Raw genomic sequence first — 18,686 nt, forward strand, 5'->3', positions numbered from 1 at the left:
GCATCCGCGCGCTTGCCCGCTCTTGCCCAATGCACAGGCAGAGTTCTGCCATAAAGCTGTTCTGTTCGTTCCGGGCTGCCAACCATGTCCGGCTCTTCGACATATGAAAAAATGGCGACATAACGGGGTCTTTTTCCCCCCAGCGGTGCAACCCGATGCAAGGAATACCGCCCCCGAAACAGTTGCAAATCTCCGGGCTCCAGCTCCAGCACCGTTACCTTGTCAGACGTGCCATTCAACACGCGCCTGACTTCGTCAAAGTTCTCATCTCCTTCGCGGATTCCGGCCGCATATTCGAAGGCACCACCAGTCTCGGCATTCTGGATGGCCAGGGTGACGGTGAAGTTGTTCGTGTCGAAGTGCCAAGGGAAACCGTTGCCTTCATCAGCCATGTTCACGATGACATCCGCAAGAGGATCAGCATAGCGGTAGAATTTATCCTGTTGCAGACAGTCTTTGATGAAATCATCAAAACCATCGAAATCCTGAATGGAGCGCAACGCACCCTCTTTTGAGAAATTATCAGCAGGAATGAAGGCATTGGAGCGATCAAAAAACTGGCGACGAGGATCGTCGTGGGGCAGGGTCGGATCATCTTTCGTGAAATAGGCGTTCGTCCTGCCAAAGGATCTGTGCGCCTTTTGAGCGACGCTGTCTGCTTCTTGCCTGAGGGCCTCGATGCCGTGCTGGGTCAGGAAGCCTTTCAACACGGCGCAGCCATCGCGTGCCAGGGCTTCGCGAACCCCTGCAAGAAGGGCGTCGCGCTCAGGGCCGTCGCATTGGATCGGATACTGCGCCAGATTGATCAGTCTTGAGTCTTGATGAGCCATGGAAACCTCGATGAGTTTTGCCCAGCCCAAACATTTTCCGATAAACAATCTCGCCCAAATGCGACAAACTCCCCAATCGGCGCGGACGAAACAGGCATTCAAACTCGGCTGAGGAATACTCGCTGGTTGTCCAGCCCGGTCCGAGGCGGGCTGTTTGCCAGTATCTGCTTCGGATCGAGGTTGCCGGTGAAGGCGGTTCGCGCCAGGGCTGTCTGCGTTTGGTGCAAACTGCAGGCTCTTGCAGGGTGTCTGGCGCGCGTCAAATGGGGTCTTGGCCATGCAAAAAGGGCCCCGAGAGGGGCCCAATCATGAAATCGCATGGATCGTGTGACCGGTTAACCGCCCCAGGAACGTACGTCGCCGCAATCCATGTGGACAAAGTTCGAACGCGAATATTTTCCGACGCCACCTGCGTTGCAGGCAGCCGCTGCGCGCGCCATCTGGGACACCGAGCGTGAGGACAGTCGCAAATCGGCAGCCTGACCCTTGAGGTGAAGCGAATTGCGTGCAACGCCTCCTGATCTGCTGCGAAGCATCGCGTTTGTTTTAGGGCTGCGATAGCCAGACAGCAGCATGTAGGGTTCGTTGACATCCATCAGATTATGGGCCGCAGCCATGATATCCACCATGCGGGTGTCCATGGATTTGATGTCATCCGTGCGCCAGTCACGCATGAAGTGGTTCACTTCTTGCAATGCGTCTTTGATGTATTTGCCGTCGATCCAGTAGACCATATCGATCCGTTCGCCCGTGCGGCCTGAATACATGCGAATTCTGCGAATATCGCCACCACCACGAAGAAAGCCTGCTGCGCTGGCGAAGGTGGGGGCTGCTGTTACTGCTGTCGCTGCGAACGCACCAAGCAGAGCGCGCCGACTTAAGCCGGTCGAAATATCATTCATGGTTGCGTGTCCCGTACGCTAATTACCTGCCTGCGCGCGATGTTACGCGCGCCATAGTTGCCATCCCCAGATGATGGACTGTTTATGGCACAGCCCGATTCTCGAGCCAAGCCGTCAGTTTTGTTTCGTTTCTGTAACCAGAATTTTCGGCGAAAATTCGCGCAAAATATGTTTTTGGCTGGATTCGACGCGAACAGATGCAGTCCTGCACCACCATGACGCGTTGCCCGCGCTGTGTTGCAAATGTGATTAGACAAGTCATGTTTACTGCGCTCACAATTGATTCAGTTGAAGATTTTGCCGCCTCAGGAAGCCAGAAAATGATTTCAAAGTTCTTTAAACGGTCCAGTGTTCTTGCCTGCCTTACAGCCACCACCTTTGCCGCGCCCTTCTTGCTGGGCTCACCCGCACAGGCGCAGGTCACCGCATTCAAACAAGCCATAGCCGAAGCGGCGGCACGCGATGCGGATGTGGCGGCGTTTTATCGCTCCACCGGGTTCGAGGCGATCTGGACCGACGCCGAGGCGGACGACCTGGCCCGGCGCAAGGCTTTGATAACGGCTCTGAACGAGGCCGAGACACATGGGTTGCCCGTTGCGCGCTATGACAAGGATGGGCTGATGCAACGGATGCGCGACGCGCGCACCACCCGCGACCTTGGATTCCTCGAAGTCGAGATTTCCAAGACCTTTCTGCAATATGCCCGCGACATCCAGACCGGGGCATTGGTTCCATCGCGCATAGATGAAGGGATTGTCCGCGAGATTCCGTACCGGGACCGCAAATCCTATCTGATCAACGTCGCAGGCAAGAGCGATCCCTCTGAATTCATGGATAGCCTTGTGCCCGCAACCCGCGAGTACCGCGCTCTGCTCAAGCAAAAGCTACTGATGGAGCAGTTGATTGCAAATGGTGGCTGGGGGCCGAAAGTGCGCGCCGAAGCCCTCAAGCCCGGTGCCCAGGGGCCTGATGTTGTGACCTTGCGCAACCGTCTGATCGCCATGGGTTACATCGAGCGCAACGTCAAAAGCGTCTATGATGCGGACATGGAAAAGGCCGTGCAGCTGTTTCAGTCACGCCATGGTCTGGAAGTCGACGGTGTTGCCGGAGAGGGCACGATTGAAGAGATCAACGTCGAACCGCAGATGCGGCTGCGGTCTATCCTCGTGGCCCTGGAACGCGAACGCTGGCTGAACCGGGATCGCGGAGATCGCCATATCCTCGTCAACCTGGCGGATTTCCACGCGCGCATCATCGACCACGGTCACGAGACGTTCCGCACACGTTCGGTCATCGGCAAGAATGTTTCCGATCGCCGCAGCCCCGAGTTTTCCGATGTCATGGAGCATATGGTCGTGAACCCGAGCTGGTTCGTCCCGCGATCGATTGCGACCAAGGAGTACCTGCCCAAGCTGCAACAGAACCCCAACGCTGTCAGCCATCTGGTGATCACGGATTCACGTGGGCGACGGGTTGATCGCGGTTCGGTGGATTTCACCCGCTTTTCTACGCGCAACTTCCCGTTTGACATGCGCCAGCCTCCCAGCAACCAGAATGCGCTGGGTCTGGTCAAGTTCATGTTCCCCAACAAGTACAACATCTACCTGCATGACACGCCGCAAAAGAGTCTGTTTGCCCGCGAAGTGCGCGCCTACAGCCATGGGTGTATTCGTCTGGCAGACCCGTTTGACTTTGCCTATGCGTTGCTTGCTGCGCAGGAAGACGAGCCCGAAGCCTATTTTCAGCATGTCTTGAAATCAGGCATAGAAACCCGCGTCGATCTGGTTCAGCCCTTGCCGGTGCACCTGATCTATCGTACAGCCCAGACGGATGAGAAGGGCCGGATCGAGTATCGCCGCGATGTCTATGGGCGCGATGCCAAGATTTGGTCTGCGCTGAGTGATGCAGGGGTGGCTCTGCGCGACGTTCAGGGGTAATCACTGACCCAAGGCAAGAAGATCAGCTTTGGGAGCCGGGTTCGATGTCATTTACAATTGCTCAGATAGCCGAGGCTATCGGTGCCGACGCGGTTGGTGAAACCCACCTGCACATTGTTTCAGTGGCAGAACCTGCAAGCGCGACCGCCGATCAGCTGGCGATGGCGTCAAACCCCAAATATGCCGAGGCTCTGTCGAAAGGGTCTGCGCAGGCGGCTGTGCTCTGGCAGGGGGCCGACTGGCAGGCGCTTGGCCTGCGGGCGGCCATCCTTCCCACGCGGCCACGGTTTGCCATGGCTGGATTGACCGCAATGATGGACCCCGGACAGAATTTCGCATCCGGTATTCATCCTTCTGTCATTATCGATCCCAGTGCGGTTCTGGGCCGTGACGTCAGCATTGGTCCCTTCACGGTGATCTCTGCACGCGCTTCCATCGGAGACGGATCTGTCATCGGACCGCAATGTTTTGTGGGCGCAGATGCGGTCATAGGGGCCCAGGCGCAGCTTCGCGAGCATGTCAGTATCGGCGCGCGGGCGCAGATTGGCGCGCGTTTCGTGGCACAGCCCGGTATCCGCATCGGCGGTGACGGGTTTTCCTTTGTCACCCCCGAACCGTCAGCCGTCGAAGCGGTGCGTGAAACGCTTGGCGATCAGGGTGACACGATCGCGCAAAGCTATGCCCGCATTCACTCGCTCGGGGCGGTGCGCATTGGAGATGATGTCGAGATCGGAGCAAACTCCACGGTCGACAACGGAACGATCCGCGACACGATTATCGGCAATGGCACAAAACTCGATAACCTTGTTCACATTGGCCATAACGCCATCATTGGCGACGACACGCTGATTTGTGGCCAGGTGGGCGTCGGTGGGTCGTCGCGGATCGGGAACAATGTCGTCTTGGGCGGCCAGACCGGGATCGGTGACAATCTGTTTGTCGGAGACCGCGCCATCACCGGAGGTGCGTCCAAAGTGTTGTCAAACGTTCCGGCAGGGCGGGTCGTTCTGGGCTATCCTGCGACCAAGATGGACGCACAGATTGAGGCGTATAAATCGCTGCGCCGCCTGCCGCGGGTGTTGCGCGACATTGCTGCATTGCAAAAGGCGGTTTTCAAATCCGGTCCGAATGACTAAATGACCGCCAAGCTCCCGCGGAGGTCACGGCCATGAGTATTAAAGACAAAGTGATTGCGATCATTGCCGATCAAGCGGTGCTTGAGCCGTCTGATGTGACGATGGAAAGCACTCTGGCGGATCTGGGCATCGACAGTCTTGGGCTGGTCGAAAGCATCTTTGCCATTGAGGAAGAGTTCGATATCTCGATCCCCTTCAATGCCAATGAACCTCAGGCCAGCGATTTCGACATCTCCACCGTGGCGGCCATTGTCGCTGGAATTGAGAAACTGACGGCAGAGCAGGCCGGATGATCCACCCGACAGGCTCAGTCTCGTGAAGCGCGTGGTCATCACCGGGGCCGGCACGATCAATGCGTTGGGACATTCGGTGCCCGAAACGCTTGAAGCAATGCGCGAAGGGCGATGCGGCATCGGTCCGCTTGAGTTTCGCGATGTCGATCGTCTGGCAATCAAGATCGGCGGGCAGGTGCGGGGCTTTGAGGCCGAGGGGCGTTTCAACCGTCAGCAAATGGCGCTTTATGATCGCTTCACTCAGTTTACCCTGACTGCTGCGCGCGAAGCGATCGGTCAATCCGGGCTTGAGTTCAGCGGGGACCTGGCCGCGAAATCTGGTGTGGTTCTGGGAACTGCGGGGGGCGGTGTCAGCACTTGGGATGAAAACTACCGCGTGGTTTATGAAGACGGCAAGAACCGGGTGCATCCCTTTGTTGTGCCCAAGCTGATGAACAATGCCGCTGCCTCGCATGTCTCGATGGAGTGGAACCTGAAGGGGCCGTCTTTCACGGTCGCAACGGCCTGTGCCTCGTCCAATCACGCAATGGCTCAGGCCTTTCAGATGGTTCGCTCGGGCATGAGCCCGGTGATGATCACCGGCGGGTCGGAATCCATGCTGTGCTTTGGTGGCGTCAAGGCTTGGGAAGGCTTGCGGGTGATGTCAAAGGATGCCTGCCGCCCGTTCAGCGCAAATCGCAACGGCATGGTGCAGGGCGAAGGGGCAGGGGTCTTTGTATTCGAGGAGCTTGAGCACGCGCGCAAGCGGGGGGCCGAGATCCTGGCCGAAATGTCCGGCTTTGCCATGACCTCGGATGCGGCCGATATCGTGATGCCCTCCAAACAGGGGGCCGCGCGTGCGATGGCCGGAGCGCTGGCTGATGCCGGGGTCAACCGCGATGAAGTGGGCTATATCAATGCCCATGGCACCGGAACGGCGGCCAATGACAAGACCGAATGCGCCGCGGTTGCTGACGTGTTCGGACCGCATGCGGACAATCTGTTGATTTCATCGACCAAATCCATGCATGGGCATCTGATCGGTGGCACTGGTGCGGTTGAGCTGTTGGCCTGTATCATGGCCTTGCGCGATGGGGTGGTCGCACCCACGATTGGCTATGAAGAACCTGATCCGGAATGCGCCTTGGACGTGGTGCCAAACGAAGCCCGCGAGATCAAGGTCGACGTGGCTCTGTCCAACGCCTTTGCCTTTGGCGGCATGAACGCGGTTCTGGCATTGCGCCGGTTCCAGGCATGAAAAAAACCGCGCGCCGTTCAGGGTGCGCGGTTCGTTTCTTTCCAAAAGCGTTTCAGCGCTAGTTGGCCGGTACCACATCCACCGCGTCATAGGCTGCGGTAAAGCCCTTCAGCGACATGGTCAGAACAACGCGCTGATCGGGGGCAGGGGCAGGGACCAGAGTAAGCGTCGCTGCATTGCCGCGCTTGAATGCGTCGATATCTTCCTGAGTGAAGCCAACTTGCGCGACACAGCCCATCTGGCTGCAGAAGGAGTAATTGTAGCGCTTGCCGTTGCCCCCATCGACCGACATCGTAACCTGCGCCGTCAGCAGTGTTTCCAGAGGCACCACGATGGTTCCTCCGGCAACCGCTTGCCCGCCGCCTTCCAACCGAAAGAGCGAGACTTCGGCGGTTGGATTGCCCTGACCATCCACCAGCACCTGTAGGATCGAGCAGGGGTCCTTTTCTGCATTGGTCTTGATACAGGCCATGTCCCAATCACCGAATTTTTCCAGGGAATAGCGTTCGCCCAATTGGGGTTCCTGTGCAACGGGCTGGCCCAGATCCAGGACCGGCGCCTGTTGTGAGGTTTCCTGCGCGGCCAGCGGAGCGGTAAGTGCCAGAAGGGCGGCTGCCGACAAGGGCATCAGATGTCTGAACATGGGTATCTCGTTTATTGTCATTGGTTGCGAGTTGCAGGAGATTTATCATGGGTAAGCGACAGTGTCAGGCCGGATTTGTCGTCTATTCAGGCAATTTGATACAATAGTGAGCATGCAGCAGCAGGCGGCATTGCCCAAACAAAAAGAGGACCGAAGCCGATCCTCTTTCTGTATTTTTTCTCCCCGCCGGACTGGCCGACTTAGTAATTGCGCTGACGTTACGAAAGCAGATTGCGTCGGTCAACAGTCAAACTCATGAATTTTGTGTCAACGAGCGAATTTTCTCAGGGATATTCACGAGTTAACCACCTGACTTGAGGCGAGTCGGACAAAAAAGCCGCACCCGAAGGTGCGGCCAGTCTGACAGGGAGGAAGTCCATTCATCCCTCTTGCGAGGAACGAACTACAAACACTATGGCAGCAAACTGTTAAGACTGTATGTTCATGCGGAACGGTGACAAAACAGGAAAAGGGACAGGCGGGTGCAGGACTCGATTTTCATCGGCGGCGGTGGGCCGGAGTATGGCGACAAACAGGAACTGGCATTGAAATATGCCAACCGGCACGGGTTGATTGCCGGGGCAACGGGGACCGGGAAAACCGTCACGTTGCAGATCCTGGCAGAGGGGTTTTCGCAGGCTGGTGTTCCGGTGTTTCTGTCAGACGTGAAAGGCGATCTTTCCGGGTTGGCCAAGTCCGGCTCGGCGGATCACAAGCTTCATGAACCGTTCATGAAACGGGCGGCAACGATCGGCTTTGATACATTTGCCTATTCGGCTTTCCCGGTGACGTTCTGGGACCTGTTCGGTGAACAGGGTCATCCGGTGCGCACCACGGTCTCGGAGATGGGCCCGCTGTTGTTGTCGCGCCTGCTTGAGTTGTCCGAGCCGCAGGAAGGCATTCTCAACATCGCGTTTCGCGTGGCCGATGAGCAGGGGCTGCCCTTGCTTGATCTCAAGGATCTGCAAGCACTGCTGGTCTGGGCCGGCGAAAACCGCGAGTCTCTCAGCTTGCGCTATGGCAACATTTCAGTGGCATCCATCGGAGCCATCCAGCGCCGGTTGCTGGTTCTGGAAAATCAGGGCGGTGCCGGACTGTTTGGCGAACCTGCTCTGGAACTGCGCGATCTGATGCGCACCATGTCGGATGGGCGCGGGTCCATCAACATCCTTGCGGCAGACAAGCTGATGGCGGCACCGGGTCTCTATGCGACCTTCCTGCTGTGGCTTTTGTCCGAGTTGTTCGAGGAACTGCCCGAAGTGGGCGATCCGGACAAACCCAAGCTGGTGTTCTTTTTCGATGAGGCGCACCTGCTGTTTGATGATGCACCCAAAGCCTTGGTGGACAAGGTCGAACAGGTTGCGCGACTGATCCGCTCCAAAGGCGTTGGGGTGTACTTTATCTCGCAGAACCCTGCGGATGTGCCCGAAGATATCCTTGGGCAATTGGGCAATCGGGTGCAGCATGCGCTGCGTGCCTTCACAGCCAAGGATCGCAAGAACTTGCGCCTGGCGGCGGAAACCTACCGTGAGAACCCCAGGTTCAGCACGGAAGAGGCGATCAGCCAGGTTGGTGTGGGCGAGGCCGTTACCTCCATGCTGCAAAACAAAGGTGTGCCGGGAATAGTCGAGAGGACGCTGATCCGTCCGCCTTCCTCGCAACTGGGGCCGATCACGACCGATGAACGCGCGCGGCTCATGGCTGCCTCGGATCTGTCCGGGAAATATGACACGACGGTCGATCGAAAATCCGCCTATGAGATCCTTACCAAACGCGCTGAAGATGCAGCCAAAGAGGCCGAGAAAGCCGAAGAAGCGGTCGAAGACCTGGAACCGGCGGCGCGCGAATTCAATGCAGGACGGCGCTATTCCGGGGCGCGCGTGCCACGCTCGACGTCCCGCTCCACCAAGGCACCGCCAAGCTTTGGTAGTGCCATGACCGAGATGGTTGCCAAAGAACTGAGCGGCACAACAGGCCGTCGTATCGTGCGTGGCATTCTGGGTGGGCTGTTCAAAGGGCGCTGAGCGCAACGCCCCTCTGGCAAATCTGTCGATCAAGAAAAACGGGCGGTGGCTTATGCCCCGCCCGTTTTTTCACGTGCAATTCGCAAGCTGCCCTATTTTTCCGGGATCAGACCTCGGGGACTGAACCGGAGCACCAAAAGCAGGATAAGCCCCATGGTCAGCAGGCGCATATGAGCCGCGCTGTCCATCAGGTGCTCCTTGAGCCAACTGCCGTCGGCCATGCCGGCAGTAATCGTCTGCATCAGGAACAGCCCCATCGGTTCGACCTGAACCCAGAGGAACCAGATCAGGAAGCCGCCAAGCACCGCTCCGAAATTGTTGCCCGAACCGCCCACGATCACCATCACCCAGACGAGGAAGGTAAATCGCAGCGGCTGGTAGGTGCCGGGTGTCAACTGACCATCCAGAGTGGTCATCATTGCGCCTGCGATCCCGCAGATTGCGCTGCCGAGGATAAAGACCTGCAGATGGCGGGCGGTGACGTCCTTGCCCATGGCTTCGGCTGCCACTTCGTTGTCCCGTATGGCGCGCATCATCCGGCCCCAGGGGCTGTTGAGAGCAAGCTGTGCGCCGACCAGAAGAATGATCAAAACGGATGTGAAGAGAAGCGAGTATCCCAGCTTTACATAGAGAGAAGAGGCGGTGACCGGATCCATACCCAGCCCTGTGACGGTTTCCACAAAGCCCGGATCGTTCTGAAGATCGACCTCATAGGGTACGGGGCGGTCAAGGCCGATGACGTTCTTGACGCCGCGCGCCAGCCAGTCTTCGTTCTTCAACACCGCAATGATGATCTCGGCGATGCCCAGGGTGGCAATCGCAAGGTAGTCTGACCGCAGACCCAGTGCCGTCTTGCCGATAACCCAGGCGGCCCCTGCTGCCAGCAATCCACCGACGGGCCAGGCCAACAGGATCGGCAGACCAAGTCCGCCAATGTTGCCCGCCTGGGCCGGATTGATGGCCTCGATGGCCTGTACGGCCGGGTCAAATACCGCGCGATAGAGGAAGAAGCCCACAATCAGCATGGCCAGAACCGCCAGGGTACGCAGGCGTCCCGGTGCCATTTTGGCCATGATCAGCACTGCGCCGGCGATGGTTGCCGCGCCCATCACAAGTGCCGTGACAACCCCCAGACCACCCGCAGCCCAGGCCTCATCCACGGGGGCGGTCGAGATCAGAACGGCGGCCAGCCCGCCAAGGGCCACAAAGCCCATGACACCGACATTGAACAGGCCGGCAAATCCCCATTGGAGGTTCACACCCAGAGCCATAATGGCCGAGATCAACCCCATGTTCAGGATCAAAAGGGCCGAGTTCCAGCTTTGCGAAAATCCGGTGATCAGGATCATCACGCCGACAATGGCAAAGAGGCCGGTGTTTCTGAGAGTATCGTTCATACCGCTTTCCCCTTGAACAGGCCTGTCGGCTTGAAGAGCAGCACGATCAGGAGGATCACAAAGCTGACTGCGAATTTGTAATCGGTCGACAGAAGCTGGATCAGACCGTCCGGCTCCCATGCCGGGAAAACATATCCTGCGACTTTCTTCCAGGCATAGGTGATCGTGACCTCGGAAAAGGCGATCACGAAGCCACCCGCGATGGCACCGACCGGATTGCCCAGACCGCCCACAATGGCCGCAGCAAAGATCGGCAAAAGCAGCTGGAAATAGGTGAAGGGTTTAAAGCTCTTGTCCAGTCCGTAAAGCACGCCGGCGATTGTCGCGAGGCCTGCCACCAGCATCCAAGTATACATCACGACCCGTTCCGGGTTGATACCAGAGAGGAGCGCCAGATCCTCGTTGTCGGAATAGGCGCGCATGGATTTTCCGGTGCGCGTGCGGTTCAGGAACCAGAACAGCGCCGCGACCACCACGACTGCGGTCACGATCGTGATCCCCTGGCTGGTACGAAAGGCCAGACCCTCGTCCAGACCCGTCATCTCCCGGAAGGTGCGCGCCGAGATGATAAAACGCTCACCATCGGCAAAGCGCTGATCATCCGGGCCGATCACAAAGCGCACCAGACCATTCATGATGAACATCACGCCCATGGACACGATGACAAGGATCACCGGTTTGGCCTTTTGCGTGCGGTAGAATTTATAAACAGCCCGGTCCGTAAACAACAAAAGCGCGATACAGCCCAGGATGCCGAACGGCAGGGCCAGAAGGGCAGTGGGCAATGGTCCAAGGCTGATGCCGGCGGATTGCATCCACCATGTGATCAGGATCGTCACCATCGCGCCAAAGGCCATGGTGTCGCCATGGGCAAAATTGGAGAACCGCAGGATGCCATAGATCAGCGTCACCCCGAGTGCACCAAGCGCCAGCTGGCTGCCATATGCGATGGCCGGGATAAGAACGAAGTTTGATAGCGCGACGATAGCGTTCAGCAGGTCCATGGCACTAACCCCCAAGGAAGGATTTGCGGACTTCGGGATCGGCCAGCAGCTCTTTCCCTGTTCCGGTATAGGCATTGCGCCCCTGGACAAGGACATAGCCCTTGTCTGCGATCTCGAGCGCCTGACGCGCGTTCTGTTCCACCATCAGGATCGGAATGCCGGTGCGGGCCACTTCGATGATCCGGTCAAACAGCTCATCCATCACGATCGGGCTGACCCCGGCGGTGGGTTCGTCCAGCATCAGAACCTTGGGCTGGGTCATCAGCGCGCGGCCCACAGCGACCTGTTGGCGTTGACCGCCCGAAAGTTCGCCCGCTGCCTGATAGCGTTTTTCCTTCAGGATCGGGAACAGATCATAGACCTGAGCCATGGTGCCGCGGAAATCGTCCTTGCGGATGAACGCGCCCATTTCCAGGTTTTCTTCCACGGTCAGCGAGGTGAAGATGTTCGATGTCTGCGGAACAAATCCCATGCCCTTGGCCACGCGGTCCTGAGGGCTGAGATGGGTGATATCCTCGCCGTCCAGCCGCACGGATCCCTTTCGCACGTCCAGCAAGCCAAACACCGCCTTCATCGCGGTGGATTTGCCCGCGCCGTTTGGCCCGACGATCACCGCGATTTCGCCGGGGTCGACCGCAATGGTGCAATCGTGCAGAATGTCCGGCCCTTTGCCATAGCCACCGGTCATCGTGTCGCCGACCAGAAAGGCACGGCGTGTATCCATGGCCTGACCGGTGCCGGGCGACGCCATGAACGTGCTCTGGCTTTCCTTGGTGATCGAGCGATCCCTGTTGCCGCGGTCGTTCTGATAGGGGTTGGAGGTCATGTCCGCTCCATTCCGTTAACTGCGCCAGGACGGGCGATGGCGACCGGCCCCGGCTGTGAGGGCGTGTCGATGCGGATGAAGCCATGCAAATGCCGGATCATGCGCCGATCTTGTCCTTGTTCTTGAGACCGGTGCCCAGATAGGCCTCGATCACCTGCTCGTTTGCCTTGATCTCATCCAGAGTGCCCTGGGCCAGAACCCGGCCCTCGGCCATACAGATCACCGGGTCACAGATTTTACCGATGAAATCCATGTCATGTTCGATCACCACGAAGGTATATCCGCGCTCTGAGTTCAGGCGCAAAATCGCATCGCCAATGGTGTTCAGCAGGGTCCGGTTCACACCGGCTCCGACCTCATCCAGAAACACGATCTTGGCATCCACCATCATGGTGCGCCCCAGTTCCAGCAGTTTCTTCTGACCACCGGATACCTGACCGGCCTTGTGATCGGCCAGATGTTCAATGGTCAGGAACTCAAGCACCTCGTCGGCCTTTGCGCGCAATGCGCGTTCTTCATCCGCGATCCGTTTGCGGCCAAACCAGGTATTCCACAGCGTTTCGCCCGATTGCGTGCCCGGAACCATCATCAGGTTCTCGCGGCAGCTCATCGAAGAAAACTCATGTGCGATCTGGAACGTGCGCAACAGACCCTTGTGGAACAGTTCATGCGGGGTAAGCCCGGTGATGTCTTCGCCCATCATCGAAACCTTGCCCGACGTTGGTTTAAGAACGCCAGCGATCACATTGAAAAGAGTCGTCTTTCCCGCGCCGTTCGGTCCGATCAGACCGGTGATGGACTTTTCGGCGATCGACAGTGTCGCCCCGTCGACAGCGTGAAAGCCGCCAAAATGCTTGTGGACGTCTTCAACGACGATCATCGCACCCCCCAGAACCCCATGAGTTGTATCAACTGATACAAAAACGGCCCGGACCGCAAGGTCCGGGCCGCATCATCTGACCTATTTCCGCTTAACGGAACTTCGCCGTGGTGATTTTGCCATCCTGGACAACGATCTGGCGATAGTTGCCTGCAGATTCACCGGGTCCGATCAGTTCCACGGCAGTTGCGCCAACATAATCGATATCGCCGCCATCACGCAGGATTTGCAGCGCCTTGGCCAACTCGCCGGGGAAGATCTGTTCGCCGGGGGCGTTGGCGACATCCATGATATGATCCTTGTAGTCGCCAGGCTCCATCGAGTTGGCGGCCTGCATTGCAAGCATGATCAAGGCTGCGGCGTCATAGCTTTCCGGAGTGAAAGGCGATGTTGCATCAAAGCTGTCGCCGACCATCTCGGCGAATACGCCCGCGCCTTCACTGTCGGTGCCGGGGTGCTGACCGGTGGAGCCTTCGATCTCGTCGCCGAAATTGGCTTCCAGCTGTGCGCTGATCATGCCGTCGGGGAAGTGGAACGTGTCGAACGCACCGGAATCCAGTGCTGCGCGCACGATGCCCGAACCGCCCTGGTCCACGTAACCGGCCACAACCAGACGCTGACCACCGGCGGATGCCAGTGCACCGACTTCAGCGGAATAGTCCGCTTTGCCGTCTTCATGGGCTGCGTTGATGGTGACAGTGCCACCGGCTGCTTCGAAAGCGGCCTGGAAAGCGTCAGCAAGACCCTTGCCATAGTCGTTGTTTGTATAGGTCACGGCAACTTCGGTGATGCCTTCTTCCATCAGTACTTCTGTCATCACGACACCCTGACGGGCATCCGATGGTGCTGTGCGGAAGAACAGGCCGTTGTCTTCGTTGTTGGCGTGGCTCAGGCCGGGGCTGGTGGCCGAGGGCGAGATCATGACGACGCCGTTCGGCACGGCCACGTTTTGCAGGATCGCGCCGGTTACGCCGGAACAATCCGCGCCCATGATGCCTTTGACGCCATCCGATGTGATCAGACGTTCGGCAGCCGCAGTGGCGGCACCTGCGTCAACACATGTGCTGTCCGCGCGCACAGGCGTCACAGTGGCCCCATTCAGCAGCAGACCGCTATCGGTGACTTCTTTCATCGCCAGTTCGGCACCGGCTGCCATGGAGGGTGTCAGCGATTCAATCGGGCCGGTAAAGCCCAGGATGATGCCGATCTTGACCTCTTCCGCATATGCGGTTCCAGCCATCAGTGCCGTTACAGCGGTTGCCATAAGCAGTTTCTTCATTTTTCACTCCCGTTTTGGAACTGTTTTTTGTTCAGCGCGAACAGTAGCAAGAACGCCAGTAAAGGAAAGGGTTTTCGCAGGGTAAACTTCGGATCACAATTCTGCCACTTGCGTTTTGACGTACTCGCAAATCGCGCCGGATCACTTATCATCACCTTCGTTGGTAAAGGAGTTCATGATGCGACGCCTGTTCGCTGTTATATCTGCCCTGGGTGTGTTTGTAGGCGTAGGCCATGCCCAGACGAAGTCGACCTCGGCGGGATCGGTGCAGCTCGACAAGATGGTAGACGGCCTCGATACGCCCTGGGCGATCGGGCTTTTACCGGATGGCTCGTTTCTGGTCACGGAACGGAATGGAACCTTGCTTTTGGTCAGTGACGGAGAGGCGCGCGAAGTCTCGGGCGCGCCGCGTGTTGCGGCGCGCGGGCAGGGTGGGTTGCTGGATGTCACCGTGGCGCGTGATTTTGCCCAGACACGCGAGATTTTCCTGACCTATTCCAAACCACAACGCGGTGGCGCGGGCACTGCCTTGGCCGTCGCGAAGCTGAGCGACAACGGACGACGTCTGCAAAACCTGCGCGAGATCTTCGAATCCGAACCCGGATTCTCAGGTGGTCGTCATTTCGGTTCGCGCGTCGTGGAAGCTGCGGACGGCACCTTGTTTGTCACGATCGGGGATCGGGGTGACAGACCCTCTGCGCAGGACCGGGCCAATCACAACGGCACGATCGTGCGCGTTGCTCGGGACGGCTCGATTCCGCCGGACAATCCGTTTGTCGGCGTCACCGGGGTTCAGCCTGAAATCTGGTCCTATGGCCATCGCAATCCACAAGGCGCCGGGTTGGATCTGCAAGGCAATCTCTGGACTGCCGAGCACGGAGCGCGGGGCGGCGATGAGATGAACCTGATTGCGAAAGGTGTCAATTTCGGCTGGCCGGTCATTTCCTATGGCGTGCATTACTCTGGTGCGTCCATCGGTGAAGGCACCCGCCGCGACGGTATGGAACAACCGGTGTTTTATTGGGATCCTTCCATCGCGCCGTCCGGTTTGCTGGTCTATTCGGGCAAGCTCTGGCCGAGCTGGCGTGGGGACATCTTCGTGGGCAGTCTGAAATTCGACTATATCAGCCGGTTGGAGGGATCGCCGCTGCGCGAAGTAGAGCAGATCCAGAGCACGGAAACCGGTCGCGTCCGGGACATCGTCGAAGGTGCTGACGGCTCGATCTGGTTCCTGTCAGTGGGCGAGGGTGCGGTCTATCGAATGACGCCCGGCTAGCCCAGTTCGCGCGCCAGGGCGCAAAAACCTTCCAGCGGGATCTGTTCTGCGCGATCCGTTGGCTTCAGCCCGGCGGCCACCAAGCGGTCTTCTATATCCGGAGCCAGACCTTTCAGGGCGGCCCTCAGCATTTTTCGGCGCTGATTGAAGGCGGTGGCCACGACCCGTGACAGTACCGCAGGATCGGCCGGATACCGCGGTTGGGGCAGGGCGGTAAGTTGCACAACCGCGCTGGACACCTTGGGGGCTGGCGTAAAGGCTTCGGGCGGCAGGCTCATCACGATCCGAGCATCCGAGCGCCACTGGGCCAGCACCGCCAGCCGTCCATAAGCCTTCGAGCCCGGCTTTGCCACGATGCGTTCCGCGACTTCGCGCTGGAACATCAGCGTCAGGCTTTGCCAGAAAGGTGGCCAATCCGGTGGGGTCAGCCAGCGCACCAACAATTCGGTGCCCACATTATAGGGCAGGTTGGCCGCAATGCGGATCGGCGGGGTCAGATATGCCAGAGGGTTGATCTCAAGCGCGTCGCCTTCGATGATCTGCAAACGTCCGGGATAGGCCAGCGCGATCTCTTCCAGAGCCGGAATACAGCGGTGATCCTTTTCCACAGCCAGTACCTTGCGCGCCCCCGAGGCCAGCAGCCCGCGCGTCAGGCCACCGGGGCCGGGACCGATCTCCAGCACGTCCGACCCGCTCAGATCGCCGGCTTGACGTGCAATCTTGGCGGTGAGGTTGAGGTCCAGCAGAAAGTTCTGTCCCAATGATTTGCGGGCAGACAGACCATGGGTATTGATCACCTGACGCAAAGGGGGCAGGTCATCAATCCCGCTCATCCGGCATCCGCCATCTTGCGGGCAAGTTTCAGCGCTTCGATCAGACTGGTGGGATTTGCTATTCCCTGTCCCGCGATATCAAAAGCCGTACCATGGTCTGGTGAGGTGCGGATGAACGGCAAGCCCAGCGTCACGTTCACGCCCATGTCGAAATCCAGTATCTTGATCGGGATCAGCGCCTGATCGTGATACATTGCAATGGCCACGTCATAGCGCGCGCGAGCGGCCGCGTGAAACATCGTATCGGCCGGGTGCGGCCCGGTGACCGTCATCTCGTCTTGCGGCAGGCCCGCGATCAGGTCTGAAATCCACGTAACTTCTTCGAGGCCGATCTTGCCACCTTCCCCGGCATGAGGGTTCAATCCCGCCACCGCTATGCGGGGATGTGACAGTCCGAAAAAATGCCGCAGATCCCGTGCCGTGATCTTGATGGTTTCGAGCAGCAATTCAGGTGTCAGAGCCTCGGGCACTTCGGACAGCGGTATATGTATGGTTGTTGGCACCACTTTGAGTGTCGGGCTGGCCAGCATCATCACGACCTGCTCCACGCCAGCCAATGCAGCCAGAAACTCGGTATGGCCGGGATAGGCGAACCCGGCCCCGTCGATCAGAACCTGCTTGGAGATCGGAGCCGTGGTCACAGCGGCGGCTTGGCCCGTTTGCACAAGTGCAACCGCGCGCTTGATGACCTCGATCACGCCTTTGGCATTCTGAGCACTGGGTTGTCCGGGCACGCAGTCTTGCATGAATTCATGGGCCAGAACCGGAAGCCCTTCGCGGATCACGCCACCAGTCTGCGACGGGTCATCAATCAGGCGGATCGGCGTTCCGTCCGGCAGATGCCTGGGATCACCGATCCAGAAAAACGGCAGGCTCTCTCCAAGCTGCTCCCAGGCTTTGAGCGCAAGTTCCGGGCCGATCCCTGCAGGATCGCCGCAACTCAGCGCAATGGGGCCCGCGTTCATTGCTCGATAATCAGAGCTTCGGCCCGCAACTGATCAAGGTAGGAGGTCGAAAACGCATTCAGGCGCTGTTGCAGAAGCGCATTTGCGACTTCATCGCGCGAGGCGTCTTCATTCAGCGCGGCCGTGCGACCACAGAGCATCAGAAGAACAAGCGTCTGCCCGTTCGAGCGCGTCAGCGCCGTCGAGATTTCGCCGGGATCAAGCTTGGCCAGTTCGACTGCGATATCCTGCGGGATTTCAGAAGGCGCGCGGCTGCCACGTTCGAGGACTTCGGCGGGCTGGCCATAGGCGACGCCGTAAAGATCGTCGCAGGTGTCGACCTGCGCGCGCACGCGGTTTGCCTCGGCCAATGCTGCCTCGCTCCGCCCGCCGGGGATAAAGTAGGCGGCATACTCGATCGCTGCAAAGCTGGGAGCCCGGCTTGTGATTTCCTGAATGTCGCGCAACTGGAACAGCGCAACCGCATTCGGCAGAGCAATCGGATCGGTCACCTCTCCGGGGGAAAGGGCAAGGATCTGCGGACGCAGAGGGGCCGGCAGTTCGGTGATGGGCAGCCAATCCATACGCCCGCCATCGGCTGCGGTGTTGGTGGCCGAGAACTGCCGGGCCTGCTCGGAAAAGGCAGATTGGCTGGTCAGCTGCGAGATGGTGTCAGCAAGGGCACGGACCTGTTCCAGAGTATCGGGTGTGAAGGGTATGATGATCTCGGACAAAAGAACACGCACACCACCCGCACCGCCATCGGCCGCCAGGGCGCGGTCAATCTCGGCCTCGGTAGGTCGCGCGCGCCCAAGGAATCGCACCCTGATCACCTCGCGCCATCCCAATCCGTTCTCGACGAAATCGCGGAAGGTCTGAGGCTCTACGCCGCCCTCCTGAAGCGCCTGGATGAACTGTTCGGATGTCAAATCTGCGCGTGCTGCAAATTGCTCCATGCCTTCTTTGATCTCTTCGGGTCCGATCTCGATTCCAGCGGCGCTATAGGCGTTTTCCTTCAGTTGCTCTTCAATCAGCAGGTTGCGTGCGCCTTCCTCGTCGGCTCCGGGAGCCCCAAGTAGTTCCAGAAAACGGCGGCGCTGTTCGATCTCGAAATACGTTATCGCCTTTTCATTCACCGTGATTGCAGGCGAAAAAAGGCTCTGCGCGCCAACTGTGCTGGCTCCAAAGGCAAGCGTCGTGGTCAGAATTGCCATACCGGCAAGACGTGTTGCGGATTGGGTCATA

At 58.7% G+C, this 18,686-nt stretch carries 17 protein-coding genes; 6 read left to right on the forward strand and 11 right to left on the reverse strand.

Annotated elements, in window-relative coordinates; genetic code table 11:
* Positions 1–1,109 (reverse strand): HalD/BesD family halogenase (locus WAO69_RS10065; RefSeq protein ID WP_422178615.1); only part of this gene is annotated, 1,109 nt, incomplete at its 3' end.
* Between the two features lie 56 nt (positions 1,110–1,165).
* Complete coding sequence (locus tag WAO69_RS10070; RefSeq protein WP_422178618.1) at positions 1,166–1,732, reverse strand: YcbK family protein; 567 nt, start codon at positions 1,730–1,732, stop codon at positions 1,166–1,168.
* A 320-nt stretch (positions 1,733–2,052) separates the two neighbouring features.
* On the opposite strand from WAO69_RS10070, the gene WAO69_RS10075 reads away from it, so the two are divergent.
* Genes WAO69_RS10075 through WAO69_RS10090 form a run of 4 tightly spaced genes read left to right on the forward strand, consistent with a single transcriptional unit; the run spans position 2,053 to position 6,335 of the window.
* Positions 2,053–3,669, forward strand: coding sequence for a L,D-transpeptidase family protein (locus tag WAO69_RS10075; RefSeq protein WP_422178620.1), 1,617 nt, complete (start codon positions 2,053–2,055; stop codon positions 3,667–3,669).
* A 44-nt stretch (positions 3,670–3,713) separates the two neighbouring features.
* Positions 3,714–4,805, forward strand: a complete 1,092-nt coding sequence (gene lpxD, locus WAO69_RS10080; protein ID WP_422178622.1) for a UDP-3-O-(3-hydroxymyristoyl)glucosamine N-acyltransferase — start codon at positions 3,714–3,716, stop codon at positions 4,803–4,805.
* 32 nt (positions 4,806–4,837) lie between these two features.
* Positions 4,838–5,098, forward strand: a complete 261-nt coding sequence (locus WAO69_RS10085) for an acyl carrier protein (RefSeq protein WP_422178624.1) — start codon at positions 4,838–4,840, stop codon at positions 5,096–5,098.
* Positions 5,099–5,120: 22 nt separating this feature from the next.
* On the forward strand, positions 5,121–6,335 hold the full coding sequence (locus tag WAO69_RS10090) for a beta-ketoacyl-[acyl-carrier-protein] synthase family protein (protein ID WP_422178626.1): 1,215 nt from the start codon (positions 5,121–5,123) through the stop codon (positions 6,333–6,335).
* Between the two features lie 58 nt (positions 6,336–6,393).
* Here WAO69_RS10090 and WAO69_RS10095 read toward each other — a convergent pair whose 3' ends face one another.
* Entirely contained in the window at positions 6,394–6,978 is a 585-nt protein-coding gene (locus WAO69_RS10095; protein WP_422178628.1) for an invasion associated locus B family protein, read from the reverse strand.
* A gap of 482 nt (positions 6,979–7,460) precedes the next feature.
* Here WAO69_RS10095 and WAO69_RS10100 point away from each other — a divergent pair, with 482 nt between their 5' ends.
* Positions 7,461–9,002, forward strand: a complete 1,542-nt coding sequence (locus WAO69_RS10100; protein WP_422178630.1) for a helicase HerA-like domain-containing protein — start codon at positions 7,461–7,463, stop codon at positions 9,000–9,002.
* Positions 9,003–9,094: 92 nt separating this feature from the next.
* Here WAO69_RS10100 and WAO69_RS10105 read toward each other — a convergent pair whose 3' ends face one another.
* From WAO69_RS10105 to WAO69_RS10125, 5 genes are all read right to left on the reverse strand, one after another.
* Positions 9,095–10,399 (reverse strand): branched-chain amino acid ABC transporter permease, encoded by a 1,305-nt coding sequence (locus tag WAO69_RS10105; RefSeq protein WP_422178632.1) that lies wholly within the window; start codon positions 10,397–10,399, stop codon positions 9,095–9,097.
* Complete coding sequence (locus WAO69_RS10110; protein ID WP_422178634.1) at positions 10,396–11,403, reverse strand: branched-chain amino acid ABC transporter permease; 1,008 nt, start codon at positions 11,401–11,403, stop codon at positions 10,396–10,398. The genes WAO69_RS10105 and WAO69_RS10110 overlap by 4 nt, the downstream gene beginning before the upstream one ends.
* A 4-nt stretch (positions 11,404–11,407) precedes the next feature.
* Positions 11,408–12,154, reverse strand: coding sequence for an ABC transporter ATP-binding protein (locus tag WAO69_RS10115; protein WP_422178664.1), 747 nt, complete (start codon positions 12,152–12,154; stop codon positions 11,408–11,410).
* 172 nt (positions 12,155–12,326) lie between these two features.
* Complete coding sequence (locus WAO69_RS10120; RefSeq protein WP_422178636.1) at positions 12,327–13,109, reverse strand: ABC transporter ATP-binding protein; 783 nt, start codon at positions 13,107–13,109, stop codon at positions 12,327–12,329.
* Positions 13,110–13,200: 91 nt separating this feature from the next.
* Entirely contained in the window at positions 13,201–14,388 is a 1,188-nt protein-coding gene (locus WAO69_RS10125) for an ABC transporter substrate-binding protein (protein ID WP_422178638.1), read from the reverse strand.
* A 178-nt stretch (positions 14,389–14,566) separates the two neighbouring features.
* Between WAO69_RS10125 and WAO69_RS10130 the strand changes: the two genes are divergently transcribed.
* Positions 14,567–15,664 carry a PQQ-dependent sugar dehydrogenase gene (locus tag WAO69_RS10130; protein WP_422178640.1) on the forward strand — a complete coding sequence of 366 codons (1,098 nt, stop codon included), beginning with the start codon at positions 14,567–14,569 and terminating at the stop codon, positions 15,662–15,664.
* On the opposite strand, the gene rsmA is transcribed toward WAO69_RS10130, so the two are convergent.
* The 3 genes from rsmA to WAO69_RS10145 are packed head-to-tail and all read right to left on the reverse strand — an operon-like array spanning position 15,661 to position 18,685.
* Positions 15,661–16,497 (reverse strand): 16S rRNA (adenine(1518)-N(6)/adenine(1519)-N(6))-dimethyltransferase RsmA, encoded by an 837-nt coding sequence (gene rsmA / locus WAO69_RS10135; RefSeq protein ID WP_422178642.1) that lies wholly within the window; start codon positions 16,495–16,497, stop codon positions 15,661–15,663. The genes WAO69_RS10130 and rsmA overlap by 4 nt on opposite strands.
* Positions 16,494–17,462 carry a 4-hydroxythreonine-4-phosphate dehydrogenase PdxA gene (pdxA, locus tag WAO69_RS10140; protein ID WP_422178644.1) on the reverse strand — a complete coding sequence of 323 codons (969 nt, stop codon included), beginning with the start codon at positions 17,460–17,462 and terminating at the stop codon, positions 16,494–16,496. Before pdxA ends, rsmA begins: the two co-directional genes overlap by 4 nt.
* Positions 17,459–18,685 (reverse strand): peptidylprolyl isomerase, encoded by a 1,227-nt coding sequence (locus tag WAO69_RS10145; RefSeq protein ID WP_422178647.1) that lies wholly within the window; start codon positions 18,683–18,685, stop codon positions 17,459–17,461. Before WAO69_RS10145 ends, pdxA begins: the two co-directional genes overlap by 4 nt.
* Between the last annotated feature and the right edge of the window lies 1 nt (position 18,686).

The organism is Aestuariivita sp. (assembly GCF_049276915.1).
Classification (GTDB): Bacteria; Pseudomonadota; Alphaproteobacteria; order Rhodobacterales; family Rhodobacteraceae; genus Aestuariivita.

Bases quoted from the DNA above. Each gene is read 5' to 3' on its own strand.
- WAO69_RS10145 (WP_422178647.1), bottom strand. From the start codon at position 18,685: ATGACCCAATCCGCAACACGTCTTGCCGGTATGGCAATTCTGACCACG.
- WAO69_RS10120 (WP_422178636.1), bottom strand. From the start codon at position 13,109: ATGATCGTCGTTGAAGACGTCCACAAGCATTTTGGCGGCTTTCACGCT.
- WAO69_RS10105 (WP_422178632.1), bottom strand. From the start codon at position 10,399: ATGAACGATACTCTCAGAAACACCGGCCTCTTTGCCATTGTCGGCGTG.
- WAO69_RS10070 (WP_422178618.1), bottom strand. From the start codon at position 1,732: ATGAATGATATTTCGACCGGCTTAAGTCGGCGCGCTCTGCTTGGTGCG.
- WAO69_RS10095 (WP_422178628.1), bottom strand. From the start codon at position 6,978: ATGTTCAGACATCTGATGCCCTTGTCGGCAGCCGCCCTTCTGGCACTT.
- WAO69_RS10115 (WP_422178664.1), bottom strand. From the start codon at position 12,154: ATGGCGTCGCCCGGCACCGGTCAGGCCATGGATACACGCCGTGCCTTT.
- WAO69_RS10130 (WP_422178640.1), top strand. From the start codon at position 14,567: ATGCGACGCCTGTTCGCTGTTATATCTGCCCTGGGTGTGTTTGTAGGC.
- WAO69_RS10075 (WP_422178620.1), top strand. From the start codon at position 2,053: ATGATTTCAAAGTTCTTTAAACGGTCCAGTGTTCTTGCCTGCCTTACA.
- pdxA (WP_422178644.1), bottom strand. From the start codon at position 17,462: ATGAACGCGGGCCCCATTGCGCTGAGTTGCGGCGATCCTGCAGGGATC.
- lpxD (WP_422178622.1), top strand. From the start codon at position 3,714: ATGTCATTTACAATTGCTCAGATAGCCGAGGCTATCGGTGCCGACGCG.
- rsmA (WP_422178642.1), bottom strand. From the start codon at position 16,497: ATGAGCGGGATTGATGACCTGCCCCCTTTGCGTCAGGTGATCAATACC.
- WAO69_RS10085 (WP_422178624.1), top strand. From the start codon at position 4,838: ATGAGTATTAAAGACAAAGTGATTGCGATCATTGCCGATCAAGCGGTG.
- WAO69_RS10125 (WP_422178638.1), bottom strand. From the start codon at position 14,388: ATGAAGAAACTGCTTATGGCAACCGCTGTAACGGCACTGATGGCTGGA.
- WAO69_RS10110 (WP_422178634.1), bottom strand. From the start codon at position 11,403: ATGGACCTGCTGAACGCTATCGTCGCGCTATCAAACTTCGTTCTTATC.